We start from the raw sequence: 20723 nt of genomic DNA, 5'->3' as shown, positions 1-20723 counted from the left end.
ACAGATGACAGACGCTCGGCTGGCCGCGCATCTTGCCACGATCGCAGGGCGCATTCTGCTAGATGTGAGAGACAGCGCTGTGTTCGAAGGCAAGGTCCTTGGCAATGCCGGTGATGCAACGGCAAATGAGTTCCTGTGCCACGCGCTGCGCCATGCCCGCCCCGATGACGGGCTGCTTTCTGAAGAAGAGAAAGACGACATCGCCAGATGCGCGATGGACCGAGTGTGGATCGTCGATCCGGTCGACGGAACACGCGAATATGGCGAGCAGCGCAGCGACTGGGCAGTGCATGTCGGGCTTTCCATCGGCGGCGTGGCCGCAGTGGGCGCCGTCGCTCTGCCTGGCCTCGATGGCGGGATCGTCCTGTCGTCGGACCAGGTCTCTGCCATGCCTGAACCCGTTAAGAAGCCGCGTTTTCTCGTCAGCCGGTCCCGTCCGGCGAAGGAGGCGGTCGCCCTCGCCAAAGCAATGGGCGGCCAACTCGTCAGCATGGGCAGCGCAGGCGCAAAGGCGATGGCCGTCGTCCGCGGCGAGGCTGAAATCTACCTGCATTCGGGCGGGCAGTATGAATGGGATAGCTGCGCGCCGGTTGCAGTCGCCGCTGCGCACGGCCTGCATTGTTCACGTATCGACGGGTCGCCCATCCGGTATAATATGGCCGACCCCTACCTGCCCGATCTCCTGATCTGCCGCCCGGCATATGCGGAGCGGGTGCTCGATCTGGTTGCCTCGCTCGATTAGTCGTCGGCGGTGGAAGCCTCATCAGCTTTCGGTTCCGCCTGTTTCAACGAAACCTCTATGTCGACCCGCCGGTTTGCCGCGCGTCCGGCCTCGTTTGGTTCGCCATCGGGCAAGGCATTCGGCTCGATAGGGTTCTGTGCGCCAAACGCGATGAGTGTGATGCGATCGGCATTCACCCCATTTTCGACCAGCCATTCCCGAACCGCCTCTCCGCGCGCTTCGGATGCGCGCGCATTGGCGGCGTCGCTTCCGCTTGCATCGCTATGCGCTCGCAGAACGACCACGCTATCTTGCGCGACCTGGGCCGACCCGGCGAGCTCTTCAAGTGCCAGCAGCGCCGCCTCGTCCAGTCCGCTGCCCCCTTCGGGAAATCCGATGCTTGTTTCGATCGGCTCAATCACGGCGTTGTCAGGTTGTTCGATATCGGCCCGGATGATCGAAACGGGCGCTTCCGGGCTCGGTGCGGCGGTCTCATCCGCATTCGGTCCCCCGGACTGGCCCGTTTCGCGCACATCGGATGCCTGGTCATTGCAGCCAGCCAGCAGGATACCGGCAGCGAGGATCAGGGCGGTGGGCAAGTTACGCATGGGGGCCTCTTTATCGAAGTCTTCTCTGTTCAATTCGGTTTAGCTCGGCTGCGGTTTGGGCTTCGATTGATCGCCTCTACCGCGGCCGCTTTCCTTTGCTGCCCTGCGCGCGACCTGTTCTTCGGCCGATTTGAGTTGCGGGGGAGAGAAACTGAGAATGGTGTCGCCGGCACGCGGTTCGGGGCGCGCGGCATGGGTGAAGAAACGCAGCCTCCCGCTATTCCTCAAAAGAAGCAGCATGTTCGCGCTATCGGGCAGCTTCTCCTGGGCGTCTTCGAAGTCGAATTCATCGGACAATTTGGTTTTTCGGAACACCCAGCCCTGCTGCTGGCGTTCGTTCACATCGGTTACGCCAAACCCGCTTTCAAACAGCGCGCGTCCGCGCAACGTTTGAGGGAGCGCATGTTTGTCGTCCTCGCCATCCGCACTTTCGCCGAGTTGATAAACACTATCGCGGCCAATCTCATGCGCAAATTCGTTGCAGACGAGCGTGTTGTATGCCTCGTTATCGGTCGCCGCGACGAGCACCTGATACGGGGTCAGGTCGAGATTGTGCTCGGTCACTTCGTTCAGGATTTCGCCGTGGTAGAAAGGCAGACCTTCGCGCCGGGCCGGGCCGAGGCTCTGCCAGCTGGGATCGACGATCATGATGGGCGTTTTCAGCGCCTGCATCTCTTTCGCCAGCGCGATCGTCCAAGGAGTCGATCCGACTATCAGCAGGCCCGGGCGCGAGGTTCCCTTCACACCCAGCCATTTGGCGACGATATTCACAGTAAAGCCATGCGCCACCACGGTGGCCACGACTACAGCAAAACTCAGCGCTGTCAGGACTTGCCCGTCGCTGTAGCCGAGATCGGCGAGCCTCAGCGCGAACAGCCCGCTGATAGCCACGAGCACAATCCCGCGCGGTGCAATCCACGCGATGAACAACCTTTCATTCCACGGCACCGAGGATCCAAGCATGCTGATGATGACAGTCAGCGGCCGGACAACGAACAACAGTGCGAGAAGGAAGAGGATGAAACGCAGACCGACCTCTGTCGTCGGATCGAGATAGACGAGGTCGCTCCAGCTGAGGCTGGCCGACAGCAGGATGAAGATGCCGGAAACCAGCAGAACCGCGATGTTCTCCTTGAACGGGTGGATCGAACGAATGCTGGAAAAGCCGGTATTGGCCAGGGTAATTCCCATCACCGTGACTGCGACCAGGCCGGCTTCATGTTCGATCTTGTTTGTCAGCACGAATACGAAGATGACCGAGATGAACAGGACGGGCACCTTAAGGTATTCTGGGATCGCTCCGCGCGGGAACAGGTAAGCGATCATGCGCGCCGCGGCATAGCCGATCAGCCCTGCCAGGATCGCCGCGATGATAAGCGGCGGGACCACTTCGATCACGGATGCATTGGGGCTTTCGGCGACGCGGCGGAAATATTCGTAGGCGATCACGGCGCACAGCGCGCCGGTAGGATCGTTGACTATGCCTTCCCATTTGAGGATCGAGTTTGGCCTGGTCTGCACATTTGCCTGCCGCAGAAGCGGGATAACCACAGTCGGGCCGGTCACGATGAGGATGCCCCCAAAAAGGATGGCGACCGGCCAGGCAAGGCCAGCAATCTGGCTGGCAGCGACCGCGCCGAGCGCCCAACCGACAACGACCCCGACCGTCGCAAGCCGCCACACGGCGCTGCCCGAATGCCGGAGCTCGCGCAGATCGAGGCTGAGCCCGCCTTCGAACAGGATCAGCGCAACGCCGATGCCGATGGCTGGATCGAGCAGGTCTCCGAATGCGGCCTCTGGATCGAGCAGACGAAATCCCAATTCGCCCGCAACCGGCCCGGCGAGAAACCCCGCAGCCAGCATCAGAACGATCGCAGGCCAACCCGTGCGCCATGCGACCCACTGCGCCCCGACACCGAGAACGCCAATCGTGGCAATTACGAGCGCTTGCGATTCCATTTGGTTTCCTGAACTTCCCTCATGCCAACAATGAACCGCATGCACACTCGTTCCATCGGTGGTTGGCGCCGCGGAAAGCCGTCGGCCTTATTCGCCGTCGAATTGCATCAGGGTTTGAACCTGAACCCCAGCCTCCTGCAGCTTTGCAGCGCCTCCCAGATCGGGCAGATCGATGACGAACAGGGCCTCATTCACCGTGCCGCCAGCCTCGCGCAGCAGCTGCGCTGTGGCAAGCGCAGTGCCGCCCGTCGCGATCAGGTCGTCGACGATAACGATGGATTCGCCCTGCGTGATGGATCGGGGATCTACCTCGAGCCTGTCGGTCCCGTACTCGAGCGCGTAATCGACGCCGATTGTTGTCACCGGCAGCTTTCCCGGCTTTCGGACCAAGACGAAGCCGATGCCGAGCTGGACTGCGACGGCGGCGCCAAAGATGAAACCTCGCGCCTCCATACCTGCGATCTTTTGCGCGCCCCTCGCCTTCGCCAGTTCTGCGAGATGATGCACGCTTGCCGACAACCCTTCGGAATGTCCGATCAACGTGGTGATGTCGCGAAACTGGACGCCGGGCTCCGGAAAGTCTGGCACGGTGCGGATCAGCGCCTTGAGTTCGCCGGGCGAGAGTTTTGGATGGGTCACTGCAGCTCCGCAAATGCAAAGCGCCCCACCATCCGCGAAGGATGATGGGGCGCTTGATGAGAGGTTATGTCGATGGGGTGATTACTTTGTCTTTGACTTCTTGCCTGCCCAGATTTGCTTGTAGGACAAGAAAGCGAGGCCGGTCGCGAAGATCAGGAACGCGATCACGAACCAGCCGGTCTGCTTGCGCTGGATCAGGGATGGCTCGGCAGTCCAGGTCAGGAACGCGGCAATGTCTGCCGACATCTGCGGAACTGTCGCTTCGGTCCCGTCATCATAGGTGATGAGGTCAGGGTAAAGCTGCGGCGGCATCGCAAGGTTCACGTTCGAGAACCAGGGATTGAAGTACAGACCCATCGGAGTTTCGAAGCCCTGCTCCTGCGCCTTGGCAAGCTTTTCGGGATCCGGATCGACATAGCCGTTGAGCAGCGAATAAACGTAATTCGTGCCATCCTTGCGCGCTTTCGTCATCAGCGAAAGATCAGGCGGGATTGCATTGTTGTTGGCTGCGGCAGCAGCGACGTTGTTCGGATACGGGTCGGGGAAGTAATCGGTCGGCTCACCGGGGCGGGTGGTCGCCTCGCCCGTGTTCGGATCGATGCCGGGTACATTCCAGGTCGCAGCCTCCGCGCGAACCTGTGCGTCGGTGTAGCCCAGTTCCTGCAGGTTGCGGAAAGCGACATATTTCAGGCCGTGACAGGCCGAGCAGACCTGCTTGTAGACCGCATAGCCGCGCTGCAACTGAGCGTAATCCCACTTGCCCAGAGGTCCGTCGAACGAAAACCCGCCCTCAGGGGCTACTGGCTTCTCCTTGAAGACGTAGTAGGCGGGTTTTTCTGCCGGGGGGCCGAAAGCATAGTTGTACGCGCCGGGGATCAGCGACCACAGCACCAGCACGGCGGTTATGCCGAGACCGATGAGGATGCCTGCAAGACGGATTGTCATGACCGAACTCTTTCTCGTTATCGGATCAGTAAAAGGAGCGATAATCTAGCGATTATTCGGCTGGCTGAAGCGAACCGTCGGGATCACTGCCCGGCAGCGGCTTGACTGCAGCCTGCGGGTTTTCCCCGCCACCATCAGTACCGCCAGGCTTATCGTCGGAACCGAGTACCGCTTCGGTGATGGAATACGGCAGCGGTTTCGGCACCTCAATCTGGCTGACGATCGGCAGGATCACCAGGAAGTGCAGGAAGTAATACGCTGTCGCGATCTGGCTGAGCAGCACATAGGGCTCTTCGGCAGGCGCACCGCCGACATAGGTGAGCAGCGCCATGCAAGGGATGAGGCCGAACCAGAAAAACTTCTTGAACATCGGACGGTAATGGCCCGAACGAACCGGGCTCTTGTCGAGCCATGGCAGGAAGAACCAGACCAGGATCGAACCGAACATCGCGATCACGCCCAGCAGCTTCGCCTCGATCAGGACGATGCCGGTGAACGGGATCGTCAGGTCGGCGGTGAAGGCGCGCAGGATCGCGTAGAACGGCAGGAAGTACCACTCTGGCACGATCAGGGCCGGGGTCGAGAGCGGGTTGGCTTCGATATAGTTGTCTGGGTGACCGAGCATGTTCGGCAGGAAGAACACCATGAAGGTGAACAGGATCAGGAAGACGCCCAGACCGAAACCATCTTTCGACGTGTAATACGGGTGGAACGGGATAGTATCGCTTTCCTTCTTCACTTCGACCCCGGTCGGGTTCGAAGATCCCGGAATGTGCAGTGCCCAGATGTGGAGTATGACCACACCGGCAATGACAAACGGCAACAGGAAGTGGAGCGAGAAGAAGCGGTTGAGCGCAGCGTTGTCCGGGGCGAAACCACCGAGCAGCCAGATTTGCAGCGGCTCACCGATGAATGGAATGGCACCGAACAGACCGGTAATCACCTTCGCACCCCAGAAGCTCATCTGGCCCCATGGAAGGACGTAACCCATGAATGCGGTGGCCATCATCAGCAGGAAGATGACCACGCCGAGCAGCCAGATCATCTCGCGCGGTGCCTTGTAGGATGAATAATACAGGCCGCGGAAAATGTGCAGGTAAATGACGATGAAGAAGAAGCTCGCGCCATTGGCGTGAGCGTAGCGCATCATCCAGCCGTAATTTACGTTGCGCATGATGTGTTCGACCGTACCGAAAGCGACTTCGGTATTGGCGGCGTAATGCATCGCCAGAATCACGCCAGTGACGATCTGCAACACGAGGCAGAAGCCGGCGAGGACGCCGAAATTCCACATATAGTTGAGATTGCGCGGAACCGGATAACCCGCACCCACGGCATTGTAGACAAGGCGCGGCAAAGGCAGCTTTTCATCGACCCACTTGGTGAAAGCGGATTTCGGTTCGTACTGCTTGGCCCAGGCAAAACTCATAATGGTCTCTCGGTTCTCAGCGTGTGATCACAGAATCAAATACAGGTACGAAGCATCACCCTACGCGGATGGTGCTTTCGGAAGTGAACGAATATTCCGGCACTTCGAGATTGGTCGGCGCGGGGCCTTTGCGGATCCGCCCCGCAACGTCGTAGTGCGAGCCGTGGCACGGGCAGAAATATCCGCCGAATTCGCCCTTATTCTCACCTTCGGCAGCGCCCAGCGGAACACAGCCGAGGTGGGTGCAAACGCCCATCGTGACGAGAATATCTTCATTGCCTTCGGTAGTGCGTTCGGCCAGCGTCTGCGGATCGCGCATATTGGCCGCGTCATCCGCTTTCGCCTCGGCGACTTCTTCAGGGGTCAGGCGCTTCACGAACAAAGGCTGCTTGCGGAACACCGCCTTGATGCTCTGACCAGGCTGAATCGCGCTCACATCGACATCGGTCGTGCTCTCCGCGAGAACGTCCTTTGATGGAGCCATCTGGCTGACCGCCGGAAGCAATACAGCGATGCCGCCGACACCGGCAGTGCCCAATGCGGCGACGTGAATCCAATCGCGGCGACGAACACCTTCATCACCGTCTTTCACTTCGGGGGGCTCAGCTCCAACAGAAGCACCAGTAGAAGCCATCGTGTCTTACCTTGCTCATATACCTGCGCTGACACTACGCCGACGCGGGATGATGTTAAACCTGTTTGCTCTTAGGCGCGATCGCAATCAATCACCCCTTCAAACCGTGTTGGTAGCGCTTTACGCTGCCATAAAGTTCCGGCTCGCCGCGCGAATAGACGCAAAGCTCGCGAAAACCAACCGTGTTTTGAGCACACCCTGTTCGCTTCGGTGCAATACCTGGCTCCCCGGTATCAGCGCATGCCGATCATACTGATCTGGCGTCCATAGTTTGGTTCACCGCGCTGAGTAGCTCTTCGGTAGGAATAATAACGCTCGAAATTCGAGAAAGTATCCCGAGCGGCATCCTCTATTTTGATAAGTCCCGCCTCGCGCAGCCGAGAGTTGATGTATCCGGGGAGGTCGAAATGCCAGCGTGCCTGGCCCTCCCGCATCGGTGCCGCCTTGAAATGAAGCTCGTCCTCGGGCCCAAAATTCTTGCGGAAGGCTGCGTCGACTTCATAATTGCGCTGCGCGATAGTTGGCCCGATTGCCGCGGAAATATTCTCGCGCTCCGCGCCAAGTGCCTCCATCGCGGCAACAGTGTTGGCGAGCACGCCGCCATGCGCGCCGCGCCATCCGGCATGGGCTGCGCCGATCACGCCTGCGCGCGCATCGGCGAAGAGAACCGGCGCACAGTCGGCGGTCACGATGCCGAGCACGATGTTGGGCCGTGAGGTGACGAGAGCATCTGCGACCGGCCTGCCTTCTGCGGCATCGGGCCAAGGGACAGGCACGGTGACGACATCGGGTGAATGCACCTGATGCGGTGCAACAAACGCTGCGCTTTCAACCAGATGATCGGCTGCCGCTGCGCGCAGCTTGCGGATGTCCCTCTCCTCACCCGGACCGCCGAAACCGAACTGGTGGAGGCCGCCGCCACTTCCGAAAAAGCCATGCGGCATACCGCCGTGCACATCGGAGGTGGCAATGTCGAACGGTTTCAGGTCAGCCATCGAGGCTGCGCGAAACCTGTTCGAACGTGTCGCGCGATAGGCCCTCAGTCCCTGCGATTCGCTCCAGCTCCGCCTTCATCAGCCCCGCCTTGACCGATTCTATCCGCCGCCAGCGTCCCAGCGGCGATACAAACCGCGCTGCGGTCTGCGGGTTGATCGGGTCAAGCGCAAGGATCACGTCCGCGATCATGCGGTAACCCGAGCCGTCCTGGGCATGGAAAGCATGCGCATTGCCGGCGAACGCCATGTAGAGTGAACGGACACGGTTCGGGTTCTTCATCGTGAAGTCGGGATGTTCGGCCAGCGCTTTCACATGGCTGAGGACGTCGGGGTGCAGCGAGAGCGCTTGCAGCGTGAACCACTTGTCGATCACCAGTGCGTTGCCCTGATAGCGGTCGTAAAACGCCTGCAAACGCTCATCGCGTGCCGGATGTTTGAGCCCGCACAGCACCATCAGAGCGCCTTGCCTGTCGGTCATGTTGTCGGCTTGGTCAAACTGGCGCGAGGCCATGATTGCCGCGCGCTCCGGATCGCTGGCTGCGAACAGTGCGGCGATCTGCGTCTTGACCTTGCGGGCGCCGCGGCCTGCGGGATCATCGTAGGGCACATCGGCGACCTGTGCGTAGAGCCCTTCCAGCTCGCGCTTCAGTGTTACACCGATCACGGTCTTGAGCTGCTCGCGCTCCTTGTGAATCTCGAGCGGTTCGGCCTTGCGTATCCCGGCGGGGTCGCTGCCTGCCATTGCTTCGAACAGATAGGTCTCGCTCGGCAGCATCATCAGCTCGCCGCGCATCGAGTGATCAAGCTCCGGATCGGTCAGGATCGAGCGAAACGCATCGCATACGAGCCGTTTGCCCTCGGCACGTCCCGCCTGATCGAGCTGCTGGCTCGCCGCCGCAACCAGATGGCGGACCGCGAGGTCCTGCAAGGCTTCGTACCGCGCGAACGGATCGTCGTCCTTTGCCGCGAGAAAGACGAGGTCTGCGCTATCAAGCTCACGCTCGATGATGACGGGCGCGGTGAACCCGCGATTGATCGACAGCACCGGAAAAGGGCCGGAAAGCGGAAGGGTGATCGTCTGTTCGTCCTGCCGCAGTTCGATAAGCTGCTCTGCGCCGAGCGCTCCGGTTTCGCGGCAGTGCACCGCGACCCGCAGCGGGATGTGCATCGCCCCCTTGTTGCGCTGACCCGGCGTGTCGGGAACCGTTTGCCTGAACGTCACATCGAGCCCGTCATCGCCGAGCGTCTGTCTCACTGCGATCCGGGGCGTGCCCGCTTGCCTGTACCAGCGTCGGAATTGCGCCAGTTCAAGACCGGTTCCATCTTCGATCGCGGTGATGAAATCCTCGCAGGTGGCCGCTTCGCCGTCATGGCGGTCGAAGTAGAGATCGGTGCCTTTGCGGAAATTGTCGACCTGGCCCCCGAAATTAGCGAGCGTCCGCATCATACGGATCACTTCGGCACCTTTATTGTAAACGGTCGCCGTGTAGAAATTGCTGATCTCGCGGTAACTGTCCGGGCGGATCGGGTGGGCGAGCGGGCCGGCATCCTCGGGGAACTGCGCCGCGCGCAGAATGCGCACATCCTCGATCCGCTTCACCGCCTCGCCCTGCACATCCTGGCTGAAAAGCTGGTCGCGCAGCACGGTGAAACCTTCTTTCAACGACAGCTGGAACCAGTCCCGGCAGGTGATGCGGTTACCCGACCAATTGTGAAAATATTCGTGCGCGATCACGCCTTCGACCGCGTCGAAATCGGCATCGGTCGCGGTGTCGGGGTCGGCCAGCACATATTTCGTGTTGAAGACGTTGAGGCCCTTGTTCTCCATCGCGCCCATGTTGAAATCGGAGACGGCGACGATGTTGTAGAGATCGAGATCGTATTCGCGGCCGAACACATCCTCGTCCCATTTCATCGATCGGTGGAGCGATTGCAGCGCGTGATCGGTGCGGGCGAGGTCTTCCTCGCGCACCCAGACATTGCATTCGACCACGCGGCCCGACCGGGTCGTGAAGGGAGCGGAATTGGCAACGAGATCGCCTGCGACGAGCGCGAAAAGATAGGAAGGCTTGGGCCAGGGATCGTGCCATTCGGCCCAGTGCGTGCCGCCGTCACCCTCGCCTTCGCCCACCTTGTTGCCGTTGCATAGCAGGATCGGGAAACGGTCTTTCGATCCGCTCATCTTGACGCGGTAAGTCGAAAGGACATCAGGCCGGTCGGGGAAGAACGTGATGCGGCGAAAGCCCTCCGCCTCGCACTGTGTGCACAGCATCCCGTTGGAAGCGAACAGGCCCATCAGAGCGGTGTTGGCGCTCGGATCGATCTGCGTCACGATTTCCACCGTATGGCTCTCTCCCGGCAGGTTCACGACGAGATCGCCTTCGTCCATCGACCAGTCGCCAAACCGCGCGCCATCGACCATGACCATCTCTGTTGTCAGTCCGTCGCCATTGAGGCGCAATTCCGGCGAGGTCGACTCCGTTCCCGGATTGCGCTTGATCTTCAAACGCGCGGCGACGCGGGTGCTGCCGATGCCGAGTGCGAAATCAAGCTCTGTCTCGGGCACGATCCACGGATAGGGCTCGTAATCCTCGCGCCGGATTACCGGCGGATCATGGGGCATGGGCGCTGCATCGGCCAGTTCGGGATTGCCTTCGGGGTTCTGGGGGGTGGTTGCAATATCCATGGAAGCTCGATTTCAGTTGATTTGTGCAGGCGTCAAGCGATTAGAACGATTGTATGGCGCGATTGTTCATATTTGGCCTCGGCTATACGGCGAAGCGCATCGCCGCGGTGGCGCGCTCGCGGGCATGGCACATCGACGCCACCGGCAGCGCGGGGAATGTGGATTTCGCGGATCACGCTGCGGTCGTTCAAGCCTTGGAGGCCGCGACCCATGTCCTGTCTTCGGTGCCGCCGGACCGCAAGACCGCCAGCGACCCCGTGCTCGATCGGTATCGTGAGGCACTTCAAGGCCGCCCGCTGTTCTACCTTTCCTCCACTGGGGTCTACGGCGATCAGCAGGGGGCGTGGGTTGACGAAAGCTCGCCCACCGGCACCGGCAGACGTAACGCCCGCTCCGATGCCGATGCCGCCTGGATGGCAATGAATGCCCACGTGTTCCGTCTTCCGGGGATCTACGGGCCGGGACGCAGCGCGCTCGAGCGGGTGTGCGACGGCAAGGCGCGGCGGATCGACATGCCCGGTCAGGTGTTCAGCCGGGTCCATGTCGATGACATCGTATCGGGCGTGATCGCTGCGCTGATCCAAGACGCGCCGCCCGGAGCGTACAACCTGGGTGATGATTTTCCCGCGAGCGGAAACGCGGTAACCGAATTTGCCTGCCGCTTGCTCGGCGTCGAACCACCACCGCTGCAGACACTGGAAGAAGCGAACCTCAGCGAAATGGCGCTCGGCTTTTATTCCGAGAACCGCCGGGTTGCTAACGGCAAGGCCAAGCGTGTGCTTGGCTGGCGGCCAGAATATTCGACTTTTGCTGAAGGACTATCGGCGCTGCTTGGCTCTTAGCGCGATCACCATGCCGATCACCGCCAGAACCATTCCCCCCGCGGTGAGCGCAGTCCAGCGGTAATCCTCGAACAGGGTTGAAATCGCCATCGCGACCGAAATGGTCAGGATTGAGTTGTACGCGGTGCGGCCCGCGCCGATCTCGCGCACGAGGTTGTAATGCAGCGGAAACGTCACGACCGACCCGATAAGCGCAAGGTAAACGATCCCTGCCCAATACTGTGGGCTGGTCGGCAGCGGCGGCGGACCGGCTGTCAGCGCGGCAAATCCCAGATCGAATACTGTTCCATAAAGCATCGCCCAGGCGAGCAGGCTGACCATCGGCACTGCGCGCCCCGTCGGGTTGGCCTGAACAACATTGGCGATCGAGGCTGCAAGGATGCCGAGCAGCGCGAGCAAGATGCCGAGCGCAACATTGCCCCCGATCACCCCGGCATCCGGGTTGGCCCGCCATTCGTGCACGAGCAGGAACGACACCCCGATGATCGCGATGAGGCTGCCGCTGAAGAACCGTCCCTGCACACTCTCGCCGAGAAAAATTCGGCCGAACACCGCATTGGGAACCATCAGCAGGCCGAACATCATCGCAACAATGCCCGAGGTCACGTAAAGCTCCGCATGGTACACGAACAGGAAATTGCCGCTGAACTGGAAGATGCCGACAAACGCCGCAAGCAGGTGCTCCGGACGCGTAAGTTTCAGTCGCCGCTTCATAAGGTATGCGACAAGGAACAGCGCCGGCGTAGCGAGGGCAAAGCGATAGAACACCGACCACGCAGCGGGCACTCCGTCGATCTGTCCGGTTATGACGAACCAGGTCGAACCCCAGATTGCACCGGTCAGGACGAATGGTAGGATTACGCGCCATTGCAGCATGGAAGACTGCGCCGCGCTCAATGTCTGCAGCTCATAACGAGGCGATGGCCTTGCCCAGAGCTTCGGCATCGTCGGCACGGGTGTTCCAGGCGGTCACGAACCGTGCAGCATCCGCGCCCCAATCGTAGAACTCGAAACCTTGCGCGCGCAGCGCCTTGCGTTCGTTTGCCGACAGACGCACGAACAGCTCATTCGCCTCGACCGGGTGCATCAGGCGTTCCTCGCATCCGCCAGCAATGCTCTGCGCCGCAGCATTGGCATGGCGCGCATTGGCGAGCCACAGGTCATCCTCCAGCATGGCGAGGATCTGGGCGGCGAGATAACGTCCCTTGCATTGTAGGTGGCCTGCACGCTTGCGGCGATATTTCACGAGCTCGGCGCGCTCCGGATCGAACAGGACAACTGCCTCGGCGCTCATGCCGCCATTCTTGATGAAGCCGAATGCAAGGCTGTCGGCGCCGTGCGCAGCGTAGGCTGCCGCGCCGTCCAGCGATGCCGCCGCATTAGCAAACCGGGCCCCGTCCATATGCAGGCCCAATCCGTGGGAGCGGGCGAAGTGCTGCAACGCGTCAAGTTCTTCGCGGCTATAGATCAGCCCATATTCGCTTGCCTGCGTAATCGCGACCGCATGCGGCTGGACCTGATGTACATCGTCGCGGATCGGGTCGATCAGCTCTGCGATTCCGGAAGGCGTCAGCTTGGCGCCCTCGCCCGGACACAGCATCAGTTTCGCGCCGTGGAGATAAAATCCCGGTGCGCCGCCTTCGTCGACCTCGATATGCGCCTCTTCGTGACACACCACTCCGCCATGGGGCTGGCACATGGTCGCCAGCGCCAGGCAATTTGCGGCGGTGCCCGTCGCCACCCACATCGCAGCACACTCACGCCCGAAAAGGTCAGTAAACCGGGCATCGAGCTCGGATGAAAGCGTGTCGCCATCATACGGGTTGTCGGCCTCGTCGGCTGCGCGCATGGCCTCCCAGACCTTGGGATGCACAGGCGCAGCATTGTCGGACAGGAACTTGGTCATATCGGAACGCCTCTAACCGCAACGGCGTTGATGGCAAGAAGGAGCATCACAAATGACCGACAAGGCACAGGTGACGATCACCCATCACGCGCAGGGACAGGGCGGCAAATATGTCGCTAAAGTCGCAGGAGAAGATCATCAGGGATATCTCGAGTGGGAGCCGAAGACTGGCCTGCCGCGAGAAAACGTGGCGAGCAGCGTGAGAGTGGCAACGCACACAGTCGTACCCGATGCGATCGGCGGGCGCGGTATCGCTGCGCAATTGGTCGAACGGTTGGTGGCCGACGCGCGCAAGCAGGAGTTCAAGATCGACCCGCGCTGTTCGTACGTCGCGGCAAAGTTCGACAAGAACCCCGACTGGGCCGATTTGCGGGCCTAGGCGGTTTCGAGGTCGGAAAAGTCGGTGGCCGCGATAGTCTCGAGTACCTCACGGCGAACCTCGCGCGCGCGTTCCAAGGGAACTCCCGGTATCGCGAGCTCACCGCCCGCAAGGCCAAGATGCACCGTCGCATAACCGCGCAACCGCGCGACCGGGCCCTGTACAATTTCCGCGGAATGCAGTTTGAGCCGCGTCGCAATCTGGCTGCGCGGTGAGAGCACGCCCTTGGTCACGATCACCTGCGAGGGATCCAGAGCGTGCCTTTGGAAGCGCCATGCGAGCATGTTCGCACCCGCCGCGATGGCCGCAAGCACTAGCGGGATCAACACGGCGAACAGGAGCCATTCGGGAGCGATCAGCAACGCGACCGTTCCCGTCGCAATCGCCGTCAGGATGAAGATCGACGAATCGACGATGGCGCTGTCCGTGCGGTAGCGCTTGCTCGCGCGGTGCCAGTCCGCGTCTTCACGCGGCAGGTCGAACCCTGCGGCGGCGATGATGGGCCTGATTTCCTCCATCCTCGCAAATGGCGCGACCACGTGGCTGGACGACCCCGCATCCTGGGCCAGACTGACAAAACGCAAATTGTGCCAACCGAACCGGTATCTGAGCGCGCGTGTTCCGATCATCACGCCCTGCACGCGGTGGATCGGCATGACGACATCGGTGCGGGTAAACAGGCCGCGACGCCTGCGAAAACCCCGCGCGGTGCGTTCGAGCAGGAAATTCCATTCGCGGGTGAAGACGCGGATCATGCCGGTAGCGGAGCCGACGATGAACACCACGAACAGGCCTGCGAGCGCGCTCAGGATCTGCAAAGTGGCGCCCAGCGCCGCGACTTCTTCACCGCGGTCGGAGAACCATGACCCGGCAAGGTCGATCGCATCACCGATTTCGATGAACCCGTCTGCATATTGCGCAAGGCCTGCGAGAACCGCGAACACCGCAAGTGAGAATTCGAACAGACCGAACGTGAAAAGCCGCTCCGGCCCCATCGCGAAAAGCGTTTCGGCGGCTGGTTCTTCGACAGTGCCGGGCGTTTCGCCTCTGGCTTCACTTGCCTCCGCCACCTGTGCATCGCGCCGCTCACGGATCAGCTGGCGAAGCTCTTCGCCCGCGTCTTCGGTCAGGTAGGCGAGGCTGAGATCATCACCGCCGCCCGCCCCGGTCTCGAACTTGACGGCGACCAGACCGAACAGGCGCGGCAACAGCTTTTGCTCAAGGCTGACGTCCTGGATGCGTTCATACGGCACCGAGCGCGCCGCACGGCTAAGAACACCGCTTTCGACCCGGATGTCCTGCGCGCCGATCGTGTAGGTCAGTCGCCGCCATCTGAGATACGAAAAAAAACTGCCGATAACAATGATCGCCGCGCCAATCCCGAGGGCGGCAAGAATACCGTAGCCGCGCCCGCTATTGCTGAACGCGACAAGAGCTATGGGCACGATCGCGTTTTGCGCCGAACTCAGCAGCCCGATAGCCACGCTGAGCGGAGCTGTGCGCTGCGGCTGGGCTTTGGGTGCTGTTGCAGTCACCGGTACCGAAACCGATCGGGGAGCAGGCGCTGTCACGCTCACATGCTCTCCCGCTTGATATGGGCGCGGATTTGTTCACGCATATCCGTAGCGAGCGCATGGCCAAGACCTGGCAGCTTTACCGATGCGTTGTGATTGCCGGCGGTGTGCAGCGTCAGTGTCGCGATGTCGAAGAATCGTTCGAGCGGTCCTTGATCGACATCGATATGCTGAACTCGTCCGAAGGGGACGACCGTGTCGGAGCGCCACAGAATACCGCGCACGACCCGCAGCCGATCGCTCGAAATCTGATAGCCGCGCGCCAGATAGCGCCGCGATGGCAAGCGGACGATCAAAAGCACCGCCAGAAAGACGACGGTTCCGATAATCACACCGAATGGCAGCGGCGATTGCCCCCGCAGCGACCCTTCGAGCACCATCGCGCCAACCACGATAGGGATCGCGGTGAGCGCCGCGTGCACGCGCAGCGCCGTTTTGTAATTGGGATGCACTTTCGTGAGTTCGGCATCATCATCGACAATATTGCCTAGCTGGCCGATGAGTGCTTCGCCGGGCGAAGCATTCGGCGCTGGCTGCGCGGTGGTTTCCATGCCGCACTAAATGAACAGCCAATCGAACCGGCGCAAGCGCTAAACCCTATTTGCGCTGATCGAACCTCCGCCCGATCATTGCGCTGGCAATATTGGTTTTCTGTACGTCGATCGCGCCGCCGGCAATCCCCCAGGCATAGGCATCGCGCAAACGCTGCTCCATGCCGTAATCCTTGTGATACCCGTATCCGCCCATGACCTGCATGCCGAGAGCGGTCACTTCGCGCACGATCTCGTTCGCGTAGCATTTGGCTAGGCTGCTTTCATAGACGCTGGGGAGCCCGTCCGCATTGCTCGAGGCGTTGACCGCAGCACGGTGGATCAGCAGCCGTGCGGCCTCGACCTTCATCGCCATTTCGGCGAGCTTCAGCTGCACGGCCTGAAAATCGACGATCGGCTTGCCGAACGCCTCACGCTCCTGAGTGTAGGCCAGCGCCTGTTCGAGCGCGGCAGCCGCCACGCCCAGGCTTTGCGTTGCATTGCCGCAGCGTTCGAGGCCGAAGGCGCTCATCAGCTTACCGAACCCGCCTGCGCCGATGATGACGTTCTCGCCCGGCACCTTCACATCCTCGATCGCAAAATCGGCCGTAGGGATGCCGCGAAAGCCCATCAGCTCTTCGCGTTTGCCGAATTGCATCCCGTCCATGTCCTTTTCCAACAGGATGGCGCCAATGCCTTTCGCGCTCGGTTCATCGCTGAATCGGCAATAGGTAACGTAATAATCGGAATGTCCGCCGCCGCTGGTCCAGCGTTTGTACCCGTTCACGACATATCCGTTTCCATTGGCCACGGCCTTGGTCTTCAGGTCGGTGAGAGCAGTTCCCGCATCGGGTTCGGACATCGAGACGGCGACGATTTTTTCGCCCCTGATCACTTCGGGAAGGATCTTCGCCTTCATCTCATCAGATCCGAAGCGCTCGATCGTGCGCACTGGTCCGGTCAGCGCCTCAAACACAGGGAATGCAACGGCATTAGAGACTTGCGCAAACTCTTCGAGCACCAAAAGAGCCTCGATATGGCCTAGACCAAGCCCGCCATATTCTTCGGGCAGATTGACGCCGAGAAACCCCATCTCGCCATAGGTGCGCAGCATGTCATGGGGGACGGCATAATCCAGTTCTTCCATATCGCGTGCCAGCGCTGGCAATTCGGTGCGCGCAAACTTGCGCGCTGTCTCGCGCAGCTCGCGCTGCTCATCGGTCAGGTTGAAATCCATGGCCCTGCTTAAGTCCTCTTCGATCGTCCGTGTCCCCTAGCGCATTTGTGAGGGCGACGCGCAAGCCCGCGCAGCTTAGGGTCGCGGGAAATTGATCAGGAGAGATACGATGACCAAGCTCCATTCCAGCCTCGGCCCCAACCCCCGGCTCGTCCGCATGTTCATGATCGAGAAGGGCTTGGAGGAAGGGAAGGATTTCGAACGGGTGCATTACGACATCATCACCGGGGAAAACCGCCAGGATGCCGATTACATGGCCAAGAACCCTCTCGGAACGATCCCGACGCTGGAGCTGGATGATGGAACGTGCCTCACCGAAAGCTGGCCGATCTGTGAATTCATCGAGGAACAGCATCCCTCGCCCAACCTGTTCGGGGAAACTCCGCGTGAGCGCGCCGAGGTCCGCAAATGGGCAAGGCTGTTCGATCAGGAGGTGGTCGTACCGATGACGATGGGTTTCCGAGCAACCGGCGGGAGGCCGATGTTCGAGCCCCGCATGTCGGTGGTGAGCCAGGAAGCCGGCGGTGAACTTTCCGCTATGTCGGATGAGAAATGGCGCTGGTTCGACACCGCGCTGGGCGATAGCAATCACTTCGCGCTTGGCCGGTTCACTTTCGCGGATCTGCTCGTATTCGCCTTTGCCAATTTCGGCTTCACGGTCGGCTGGAAACTGCCCGACGGCACGGATAATCTCGCCCGGTTCGTCGAAACGCACAATCAGCGCGACTGCGCAGGGGTGTGGAAGCAGGCTGAATAATGCCCGACCTGTCAAGCAAGACCGCGATCGTCACCGGCTGCGCAAGCGGCATCGGCGCGGCAACGCTGCGACGTTTGAAAGCGGACGGCGCAAAGATTCTAGGCACCGACATAAACGCGATCGAGGGTGCCAGACTTTGCGAAGAGGTGGGCGCTGAATTCGCCGAACAGGATGTCGCGGATACCGGCCTTTGGCCACAAATCACGGCGCTCGCCGTCGACAAATTCGGACGCCTCGATATCCTGGTGAACAATGCTGGCGCCGTGTCGCAGCATTCCATCGAGGATGTCACGGACGATGTATGGGCGCGCACATACGCGATCAATATCACCGGTACGATGGCGGGATGCCGCGCCGCTATCGCTGCGATGAAAGCCAATCCCGGCGGACCTGCAGGCGCGATCATCAATATTGCATCGACCTCGGCAATGGCCGCCTTGCCGAGCGATGTCGCCTATTGTTCGAGCAAGGGCGCGGTCCGGGTGTTGAGCAAGTCGGTGGCGATCCACTGCGCCAAGCAGGGCTATAACATTCGTTGCAACACCGTCATTCCCGGCGCGACCGAGACAGGCATACTCAATACTGCCGAACAGCACATGCCGGGTCTGAAAGCCGCGGTCGCGGCGACATCACCCCTCAACCGGCTCGGCGATCCAGCCGAAACTGCCGCGGCGATCGCGTTTCTGGCGAGTGACGAGTGCCCCTTCATGACCGGCGCGGAAATGTTGGTGGATGGCGGCGCGCTGTCGATCCATCCCGGATTCTAATCGGCTGCCATTCGCGCCAGATAGCCGCTCGATTTCATCTGGCCTGCCGTCCACGCGAACACGGCCATCGCCAGCAGACCCGATACGAGGCACACAGCGAACACCGCGATGGTAAGCGAGAACGATCCTTGCGTCGGGGCGAGCCAGTCGCTCACCCAACCGATCACCGCCAGTCCCAGTGCCTGCCCGACGAGATTGTTGAAGAACAGCGCGATGGCGACGGCAAATCCTCGCTGGCTCGGCTCGACTGCAGCCTGAATTCCGGACAGGATCGGCGCCTGGCTCGCCACATAGACGGCGTAGGCGAAGGAGAAATAGATCAGGAATGGCCAGAAACTGTCCGACGACAGGCTCAAGGCCAAAGGCAGTACGCAGCCGAGACTTACGATCCCCGGCAGCCAGGCGCGCCAGCGCTCGTCGCGGCGCGTAAGCCGGCCTGCGATGATGCCGCCGAGAATTGGTCCGGGGATACCACCGATCAGAAAGGCAAGACCGAGATAGATGCCGACATCGCCGCTCGAAATGTTGAAATTGCGCATCATCACGGCCGCCATCCAGAAGGCGAGCGCATATCCGATCATGATCTGAACGGCCCACCCCGCGGCAAGACCCATGAAGACACGGTTGCCCGTCAGCTCGCGCGCCGTTTCGATCAGCGGCTGCTGCTCCATACGCGCATTCTTCGGCGCGTATTGCCCGCGGCGCGGCTCGCGCATGGTGAAATAGACCACCGCCCCGATCGCGATGCCCGGCAGGCCCATCAGGATGAACGCCCAGCGCCAGCCGAACAACTCGTTGAGCTGACCGCCCACCAGCAGGCCACCAGCAGTGCCCATGGTCGCGCCCAGCGTCAGGATGCCCATCGCTTTCGCCAGTTCGTCGCGTCGAAAATAGTCCGCGACAAGGCTTTGCGACGCGGGGCCGGAACACCCTTCACCCACACCGACCCCGGTCCGCGCAAGGAACAGCGTCCAGAAGCCGGTCGCTAGACCGCAAAGGGCTGTCATACCGCTCCAGAAGGTGATCGCAGCGGACACGATGTTCTTTCGCACCGACCGGTCCGCCAGACGCGCTGCGGGAAAGCCTACGATCACGTATGTCGCGGCAAAAGCCAGCCCGCCCAGCAGCCCGATCTGGCCATCCGAAAATGAAAACTCCGCTTTGATGTCTTCGAGCAGGATCGAAAACACCAACCGATCGGCAATCGAAAACATGCTGACCAGCGTAAGCATCCCCAGCACGTACCAGCGGTAGGCGCCGTCACCCTTTGCTTTGGCGGGAGGATTAGTGGTGAGGTCGGGCGTCGAGGCCATTATCCACCGGCAAGGTCACCCCATTGATGAAGCGGGCCTCATCCGAAGCAAGGAACAGCACGCAATGGGCGATATCGCGCGGCGCACCAAGCGCGTCAGCTGCCAGCGGGCCGTCGGGAATGTCCATGAGCTCCTCGCCCCCGCGCCCCGAAATGTCGCGCACCATCGGCGTCTCGATGCCTCCGGGCGCAAGCGCGTTGCACCGGATCCCGTATCCCTCGTCCTGACAATGCATGGCGATGGAGCGAGTCATGGCACTGATCCCGCCTTTCGCGGCGGTGTATGCGGGGATCATCGGATATCCCATGAGCGCGGCGGTCGAGGCCATGTTGATGATAGAAGACCCATTGCCGCCGACCTTTTCGTGGCGGTTCTTCATCAGCGGCAAGGCATATTTGCAGCCAAGGAACGTCCCGACCACATGGATGTCGAGATGCAGCTTGAAGTGATCCAGCGGGCAGTCCTCGATATTCTCGAAGATCACGTTGCCCGCATTGTTGACGAGGATGTCGAGACCGCCATGGCGCTCCTCGACGGCGCGCATCACGTCCTTCCATTGCTGTTCGTTGGTCACGTCGAGCGCCATGGCATCGCCCCCGATGGTGTCAGCGACCTTGTGCGCCTGCTCGACCTCGCGATCGGTCACGATGACCTTCGCGCCTTCGCGCGCCAAGGTTTCGCAATCAGCTTTCCCCAAGCCCATAGCGCCGCCAGTCACCAGCGCGACCCGGCCTTTCACGCGCCCACTTTCTTGGCCGACCATTCCACTCTCCCCAGCAGCTTTTATGCCGATGAACGTATC

General features: G+C 61.1%; 20 protein-coding genes. 5 read left to right on the top strand and 15 right to left on the bottom strand.

The features are described from left to right. Window positions 1–4: 4 nt before the first annotated feature. A complete protein-coding gene (locus KCG45_RS06085) occupies window positions 5–742 on the top strand; it encodes a 3'(2'),5'-bisphosphate nucleotidase CysQ (protein WP_255547973.1) in 738 nt (245 codons plus the stop codon). On the opposite strand, the gene KCG45_RS06080 is transcribed toward KCG45_RS06085, so the two are convergent. The 8 genes from KCG45_RS06080 to pepN all read right to left on the bottom strand — a co-directional run bounded on the left by KCG45_RS06080 (window position 739) and on the right by pepN (window position 10616). Continuing rightward, window positions 739–1329 carry an OmpA family protein gene (locus tag KCG45_RS06080; protein ID WP_218316163.1) on the bottom strand — a complete coding sequence of 197 codons (591 nt, stop codon included), beginning with the start codon at window positions 1327–1329 and terminating at the stop codon, window positions 739–741. The two genes, KCG45_RS06085 and KCG45_RS06080, sit on opposite strands and share 4 nt — an antisense overlap. Window positions 1330–1368: 39 nt before the next feature. Further along, on the bottom strand, window positions 1369–3288 hold the full coding sequence (locus KCG45_RS06075; RefSeq protein WP_218316162.1) for a cation:proton antiporter: 1920 nt from the start codon (window positions 3286–3288) through the stop codon (window positions 1369–1371). Window positions 3289–3375: 87 nt separating this feature from the next. After that, the gene (locus tag KCG45_RS06070; RefSeq protein WP_218316161.1) at window positions 3376–3927 is read right to left on the bottom strand and encodes an adenine phosphoribosyltransferase; all 552 of its coding nucleotides are present in this window, start codon (window positions 3925–3927) and stop codon (window positions 3376–3378) included. Window positions 3928–4008: 81 nt separating this feature from the next. After that, window positions 4009–4872, bottom strand: a complete 864-nt coding sequence (locus KCG45_RS06065; RefSeq protein WP_218316160.1) for a cytochrome c1 — start codon at window positions 4870–4872, stop codon at window positions 4009–4011. A gap of 52 nt (window positions 4873–4924) precedes the next feature. Beyond that, window positions 4925–6301 (bottom strand): cytochrome b, encoded by a 1377-nt coding sequence (locus KCG45_RS06060; protein WP_218316159.1) that lies wholly within the window; start codon window positions 6299–6301, stop codon window positions 4925–4927. 55 nt (window positions 6302–6356) lie between these two features. Further along, complete coding sequence (gene petA, locus KCG45_RS06055) at window positions 6357–6935, bottom strand: ubiquinol-cytochrome c reductase iron-sulfur subunit (protein WP_218316158.1); 579 nt, start codon at window positions 6933–6935, stop codon at window positions 6357–6359. 233 nt (window positions 6936–7168) lie between these two features. Further along, window positions 7169–7930, bottom strand: a complete 762-nt coding sequence (gene pgeF / locus KCG45_RS06050; protein ID WP_218316157.1) for a peptidoglycan editing factor PgeF — start codon at window positions 7928–7930, stop codon at window positions 7169–7171. Then, complete coding sequence (gene pepN, locus KCG45_RS06045) at window positions 7923–10616, bottom strand: aminopeptidase N (protein ID WP_218316156.1); 2694 nt, start codon at window positions 10614–10616, stop codon at window positions 7923–7925. The genes pgeF and pepN overlap by 8 nt, the downstream gene beginning before the upstream one ends. A 53-nt stretch (window positions 10617–10669) precedes the next feature. Between pepN and KCG45_RS06040 the strand changes: the two genes are divergently transcribed. Beyond that, entirely contained in the window at window positions 10670–11458 is a 789-nt protein-coding gene (locus KCG45_RS06040) for a Rossmann-fold NAD(P)-binding domain-containing protein (protein WP_218316155.1), read from the top strand. Here KCG45_RS06040 and KCG45_RS06035 read toward each other — a convergent pair. Both KCG45_RS06035 and KCG45_RS06030 read right to left on the bottom strand, forming a co-directional pair. After that, window positions 11435–12334: a DMT family transporter gene (locus tag KCG45_RS06035; protein WP_218316483.1), complete on the bottom strand. Its 900-nt coding sequence runs from the start codon at window positions 12332–12334 to the stop codon at window positions 11435–11437. The genes KCG45_RS06040 and KCG45_RS06035 overlap by 24 nt on opposite strands. Window positions 12335–12365: 31 nt before the next feature. Then, window positions 12366–13364 carry a threonine aldolase family protein gene (locus KCG45_RS06030; RefSeq protein WP_218316154.1) on the bottom strand — a complete coding sequence of 333 codons (999 nt, stop codon included), beginning with the start codon at window positions 13362–13364 and terminating at the stop codon, window positions 12366–12368. A 52-nt stretch (window positions 13365–13416) separates the two neighbouring features. Here KCG45_RS06030 and KCG45_RS06025 point away from each other — a divergent pair, with 52 nt between their 5' ends. Further along, on the top strand, window positions 13417–13743 hold the full coding sequence (locus KCG45_RS06025; RefSeq protein WP_218316153.1) for a GNAT family N-acetyltransferase: 327 nt from the start codon (window positions 13417–13419) through the stop codon (window positions 13741–13743). On the opposite strand, the gene KCG45_RS06020 is transcribed toward KCG45_RS06025, so the two are convergent. The 3 genes from KCG45_RS06020 to KCG45_RS06010 are packed head-to-tail and all read right to left on the bottom strand — an operon-like array spanning window position 13740 to window position 17084. Continuing rightward, the gene (locus KCG45_RS06020; protein WP_369410740.1) at window positions 13740–15314 is read right to left on the bottom strand and encodes a PH domain-containing protein; all 1575 of its coding nucleotides are present in this window, start codon (window positions 15312–15314) and stop codon (window positions 13740–13742) included. The genes KCG45_RS06025 and KCG45_RS06020 overlap by 4 nt on opposite strands. Window positions 15315–15316: 2 nt before the next feature. Beyond that, on the bottom strand, window positions 15317–15868 hold the full coding sequence (locus tag KCG45_RS06015; protein WP_218316152.1) for a PH domain-containing protein: 552 nt from the start codon (window positions 15866–15868) through the stop codon (window positions 15317–15319). 46 nt (window positions 15869–15914) lie between these two features. After that, a complete protein-coding gene (locus KCG45_RS06010) occupies window positions 15915–17084 on the bottom strand; it encodes an acyl-CoA dehydrogenase family protein (RefSeq protein WP_218316151.1) in 1170 nt (389 codons plus the stop codon). A gap of 109 nt (window positions 17085–17193) precedes the next feature. Here KCG45_RS06010 and KCG45_RS06005 point away from each other — a divergent pair, with 109 nt between their 5' ends. After that, window positions 17194–17841 carry a glutathione S-transferase family protein gene (locus KCG45_RS06005; RefSeq protein WP_218316150.1) on the top strand — a complete coding sequence of 216 codons (648 nt, stop codon included), beginning with the start codon at window positions 17194–17196 and terminating at the stop codon, window positions 17839–17841. After that, the gene (locus KCG45_RS06000) at window positions 17841–18608 is read left to right on the top strand and encodes an SDR family NAD(P)-dependent oxidoreductase (protein ID WP_218316149.1); all 768 of its coding nucleotides are present in this window, start codon (window positions 17841–17843) and stop codon (window positions 18606–18608) included. Before KCG45_RS06005 ends, KCG45_RS06000 begins: the two co-directional genes overlap by 1 nt. Here the strand turns inward: KCG45_RS06000 and KCG45_RS05995 are convergent. Together KCG45_RS05995 and KCG45_RS05990 are read right to left on the bottom strand one after the other, a co-directional pair. After that, window positions 18605–19921 carry a spinster family MFS transporter gene (locus KCG45_RS05995; RefSeq protein WP_218316148.1) on the bottom strand — a complete coding sequence of 439 codons (1317 nt, stop codon included), beginning with the start codon at window positions 19919–19921 and terminating at the stop codon, window positions 18605–18607. The genes KCG45_RS06000 and KCG45_RS05995 overlap by 4 nt on opposite strands. Continuing rightward, entirely contained in the window at window positions 19893–20684 is a 792-nt protein-coding gene (locus KCG45_RS05990; RefSeq protein WP_218316147.1) for an SDR family oxidoreductase, read from the bottom strand. Before KCG45_RS05990 ends, KCG45_RS05995 begins: the two co-directional genes overlap by 29 nt. Window positions 20685–20723: the final 39 nt, after the last annotated feature.

It is taken from the genome of Erythrobacter ani, from assembly GCF_019204025.1.
Taxonomy (GTDB): domain Bacteria; phylum Pseudomonadota; class Alphaproteobacteria; order Sphingomonadales; family Sphingomonadaceae; genus Erythrobacter; species Erythrobacter ani.
Note: the sequence above shows the minus strand (reverse complement) of the source record. Positions and strands in the feature narration are given on the sequence as shown.

Coding starts and splice junctions, on each gene's coding strand:
- KCG45_RS06065 (WP_218316160.1), bottom strand. CDS start 4,872: ATGACAATCCGTCTTGCAGGCATCCTCATCGGTCTCGGCATAACCGCC.
- KCG45_RS06015 (WP_218316152.1), bottom strand. CDS start 15,868: ATGGAAACCACCGCGCAGCCAGCGCCGAATGCTTCGCCCGGCGAAGCA.
- KCG45_RS06000 (WP_218316149.1), top strand. CDS start 17,841: ATGCCCGACCTGTCAAGCAAGACCGCGATCGTCACCGGCTGCGCAAGC.
- KCG45_RS05995 (WP_218316148.1), bottom strand. CDS start 19,921: ATGGCCTCGACGCCCGACCTCACCACTAATCCTCCCGCCAAAGCAAAG.
- pepN (WP_218316156.1), bottom strand. CDS start 10,616: ATGGATATTGCAACCACCCCCCAGAACCCCGAAGGCAATCCCGAACTG.
- KCG45_RS06040 (WP_218316155.1), top strand. CDS start 10,670: ATGGCGCGATTGTTCATATTTGGCCTCGGCTATACGGCGAAGCGCATC.
- KCG45_RS06010 (WP_218316151.1), bottom strand. CDS start 17,084: ATGGATTTCAACCTGACCGATGAGCAGCGCGAGCTGCGCGAGACAGCG.
- pgeF (WP_218316157.1), bottom strand. CDS start 7,930: ATGGCTGACCTGAAACCGTTCGACATTGCCACCTCCGATGTGCACGGC.
- KCG45_RS06025 (WP_218316153.1), top strand. CDS start 13,417: ATGACCGACAAGGCACAGGTGACGATCACCCATCACGCGCAGGGACAG.
- petA (WP_218316158.1), bottom strand. CDS start 6,935: ATGGCTTCTACTGGTGCTTCTGTTGGAGCTGAGCCCCCCGAAGTGAAA.
- KCG45_RS06060 (WP_218316159.1), bottom strand. CDS start 6,301: ATGAGTTTTGCCTGGGCCAAGCAGTACGAACCGAAATCCGCTTTCACC.
- KCG45_RS06075 (WP_218316162.1), bottom strand. CDS start 3,288: ATGGAATCGCAAGCGCTCGTAATTGCCACGATTGGCGTTCTCGGTGTC.
- KCG45_RS06035 (WP_218316483.1), bottom strand. CDS start 12,334: ATGCTGCAATGGCGCGTAATCCTACCATTCGTCCTGACCGGTGCAATC.
- KCG45_RS06080 (WP_218316163.1), bottom strand. CDS start 1,329: ATGCGTAACTTGCCCACCGCCCTGATCCTCGCTGCCGGTATCCTGCTG.
- KCG45_RS06005 (WP_218316150.1), top strand. CDS start 17,194: ATGACCAAGCTCCATTCCAGCCTCGGCCCCAACCCCCGGCTCGTCCGC.
- KCG45_RS05990 (WP_218316147.1), bottom strand. CDS start 20,684: ATGGTCGGCCAAGAAAGTGGGCGCGTGAAAGGCCGGGTCGCGCTGGTG.
- KCG45_RS06030 (WP_218316154.1), bottom strand. CDS start 13,364: ATGACCAAGTTCCTGTCCGACAATGCTGCGCCTGTGCATCCCAAGGTC.
- KCG45_RS06085 (WP_255547973.1), top strand. CDS start 5: ATGACAGACGCTCGGCTGGCCGCGCATCTTGCCACGATCGCAGGGCGC.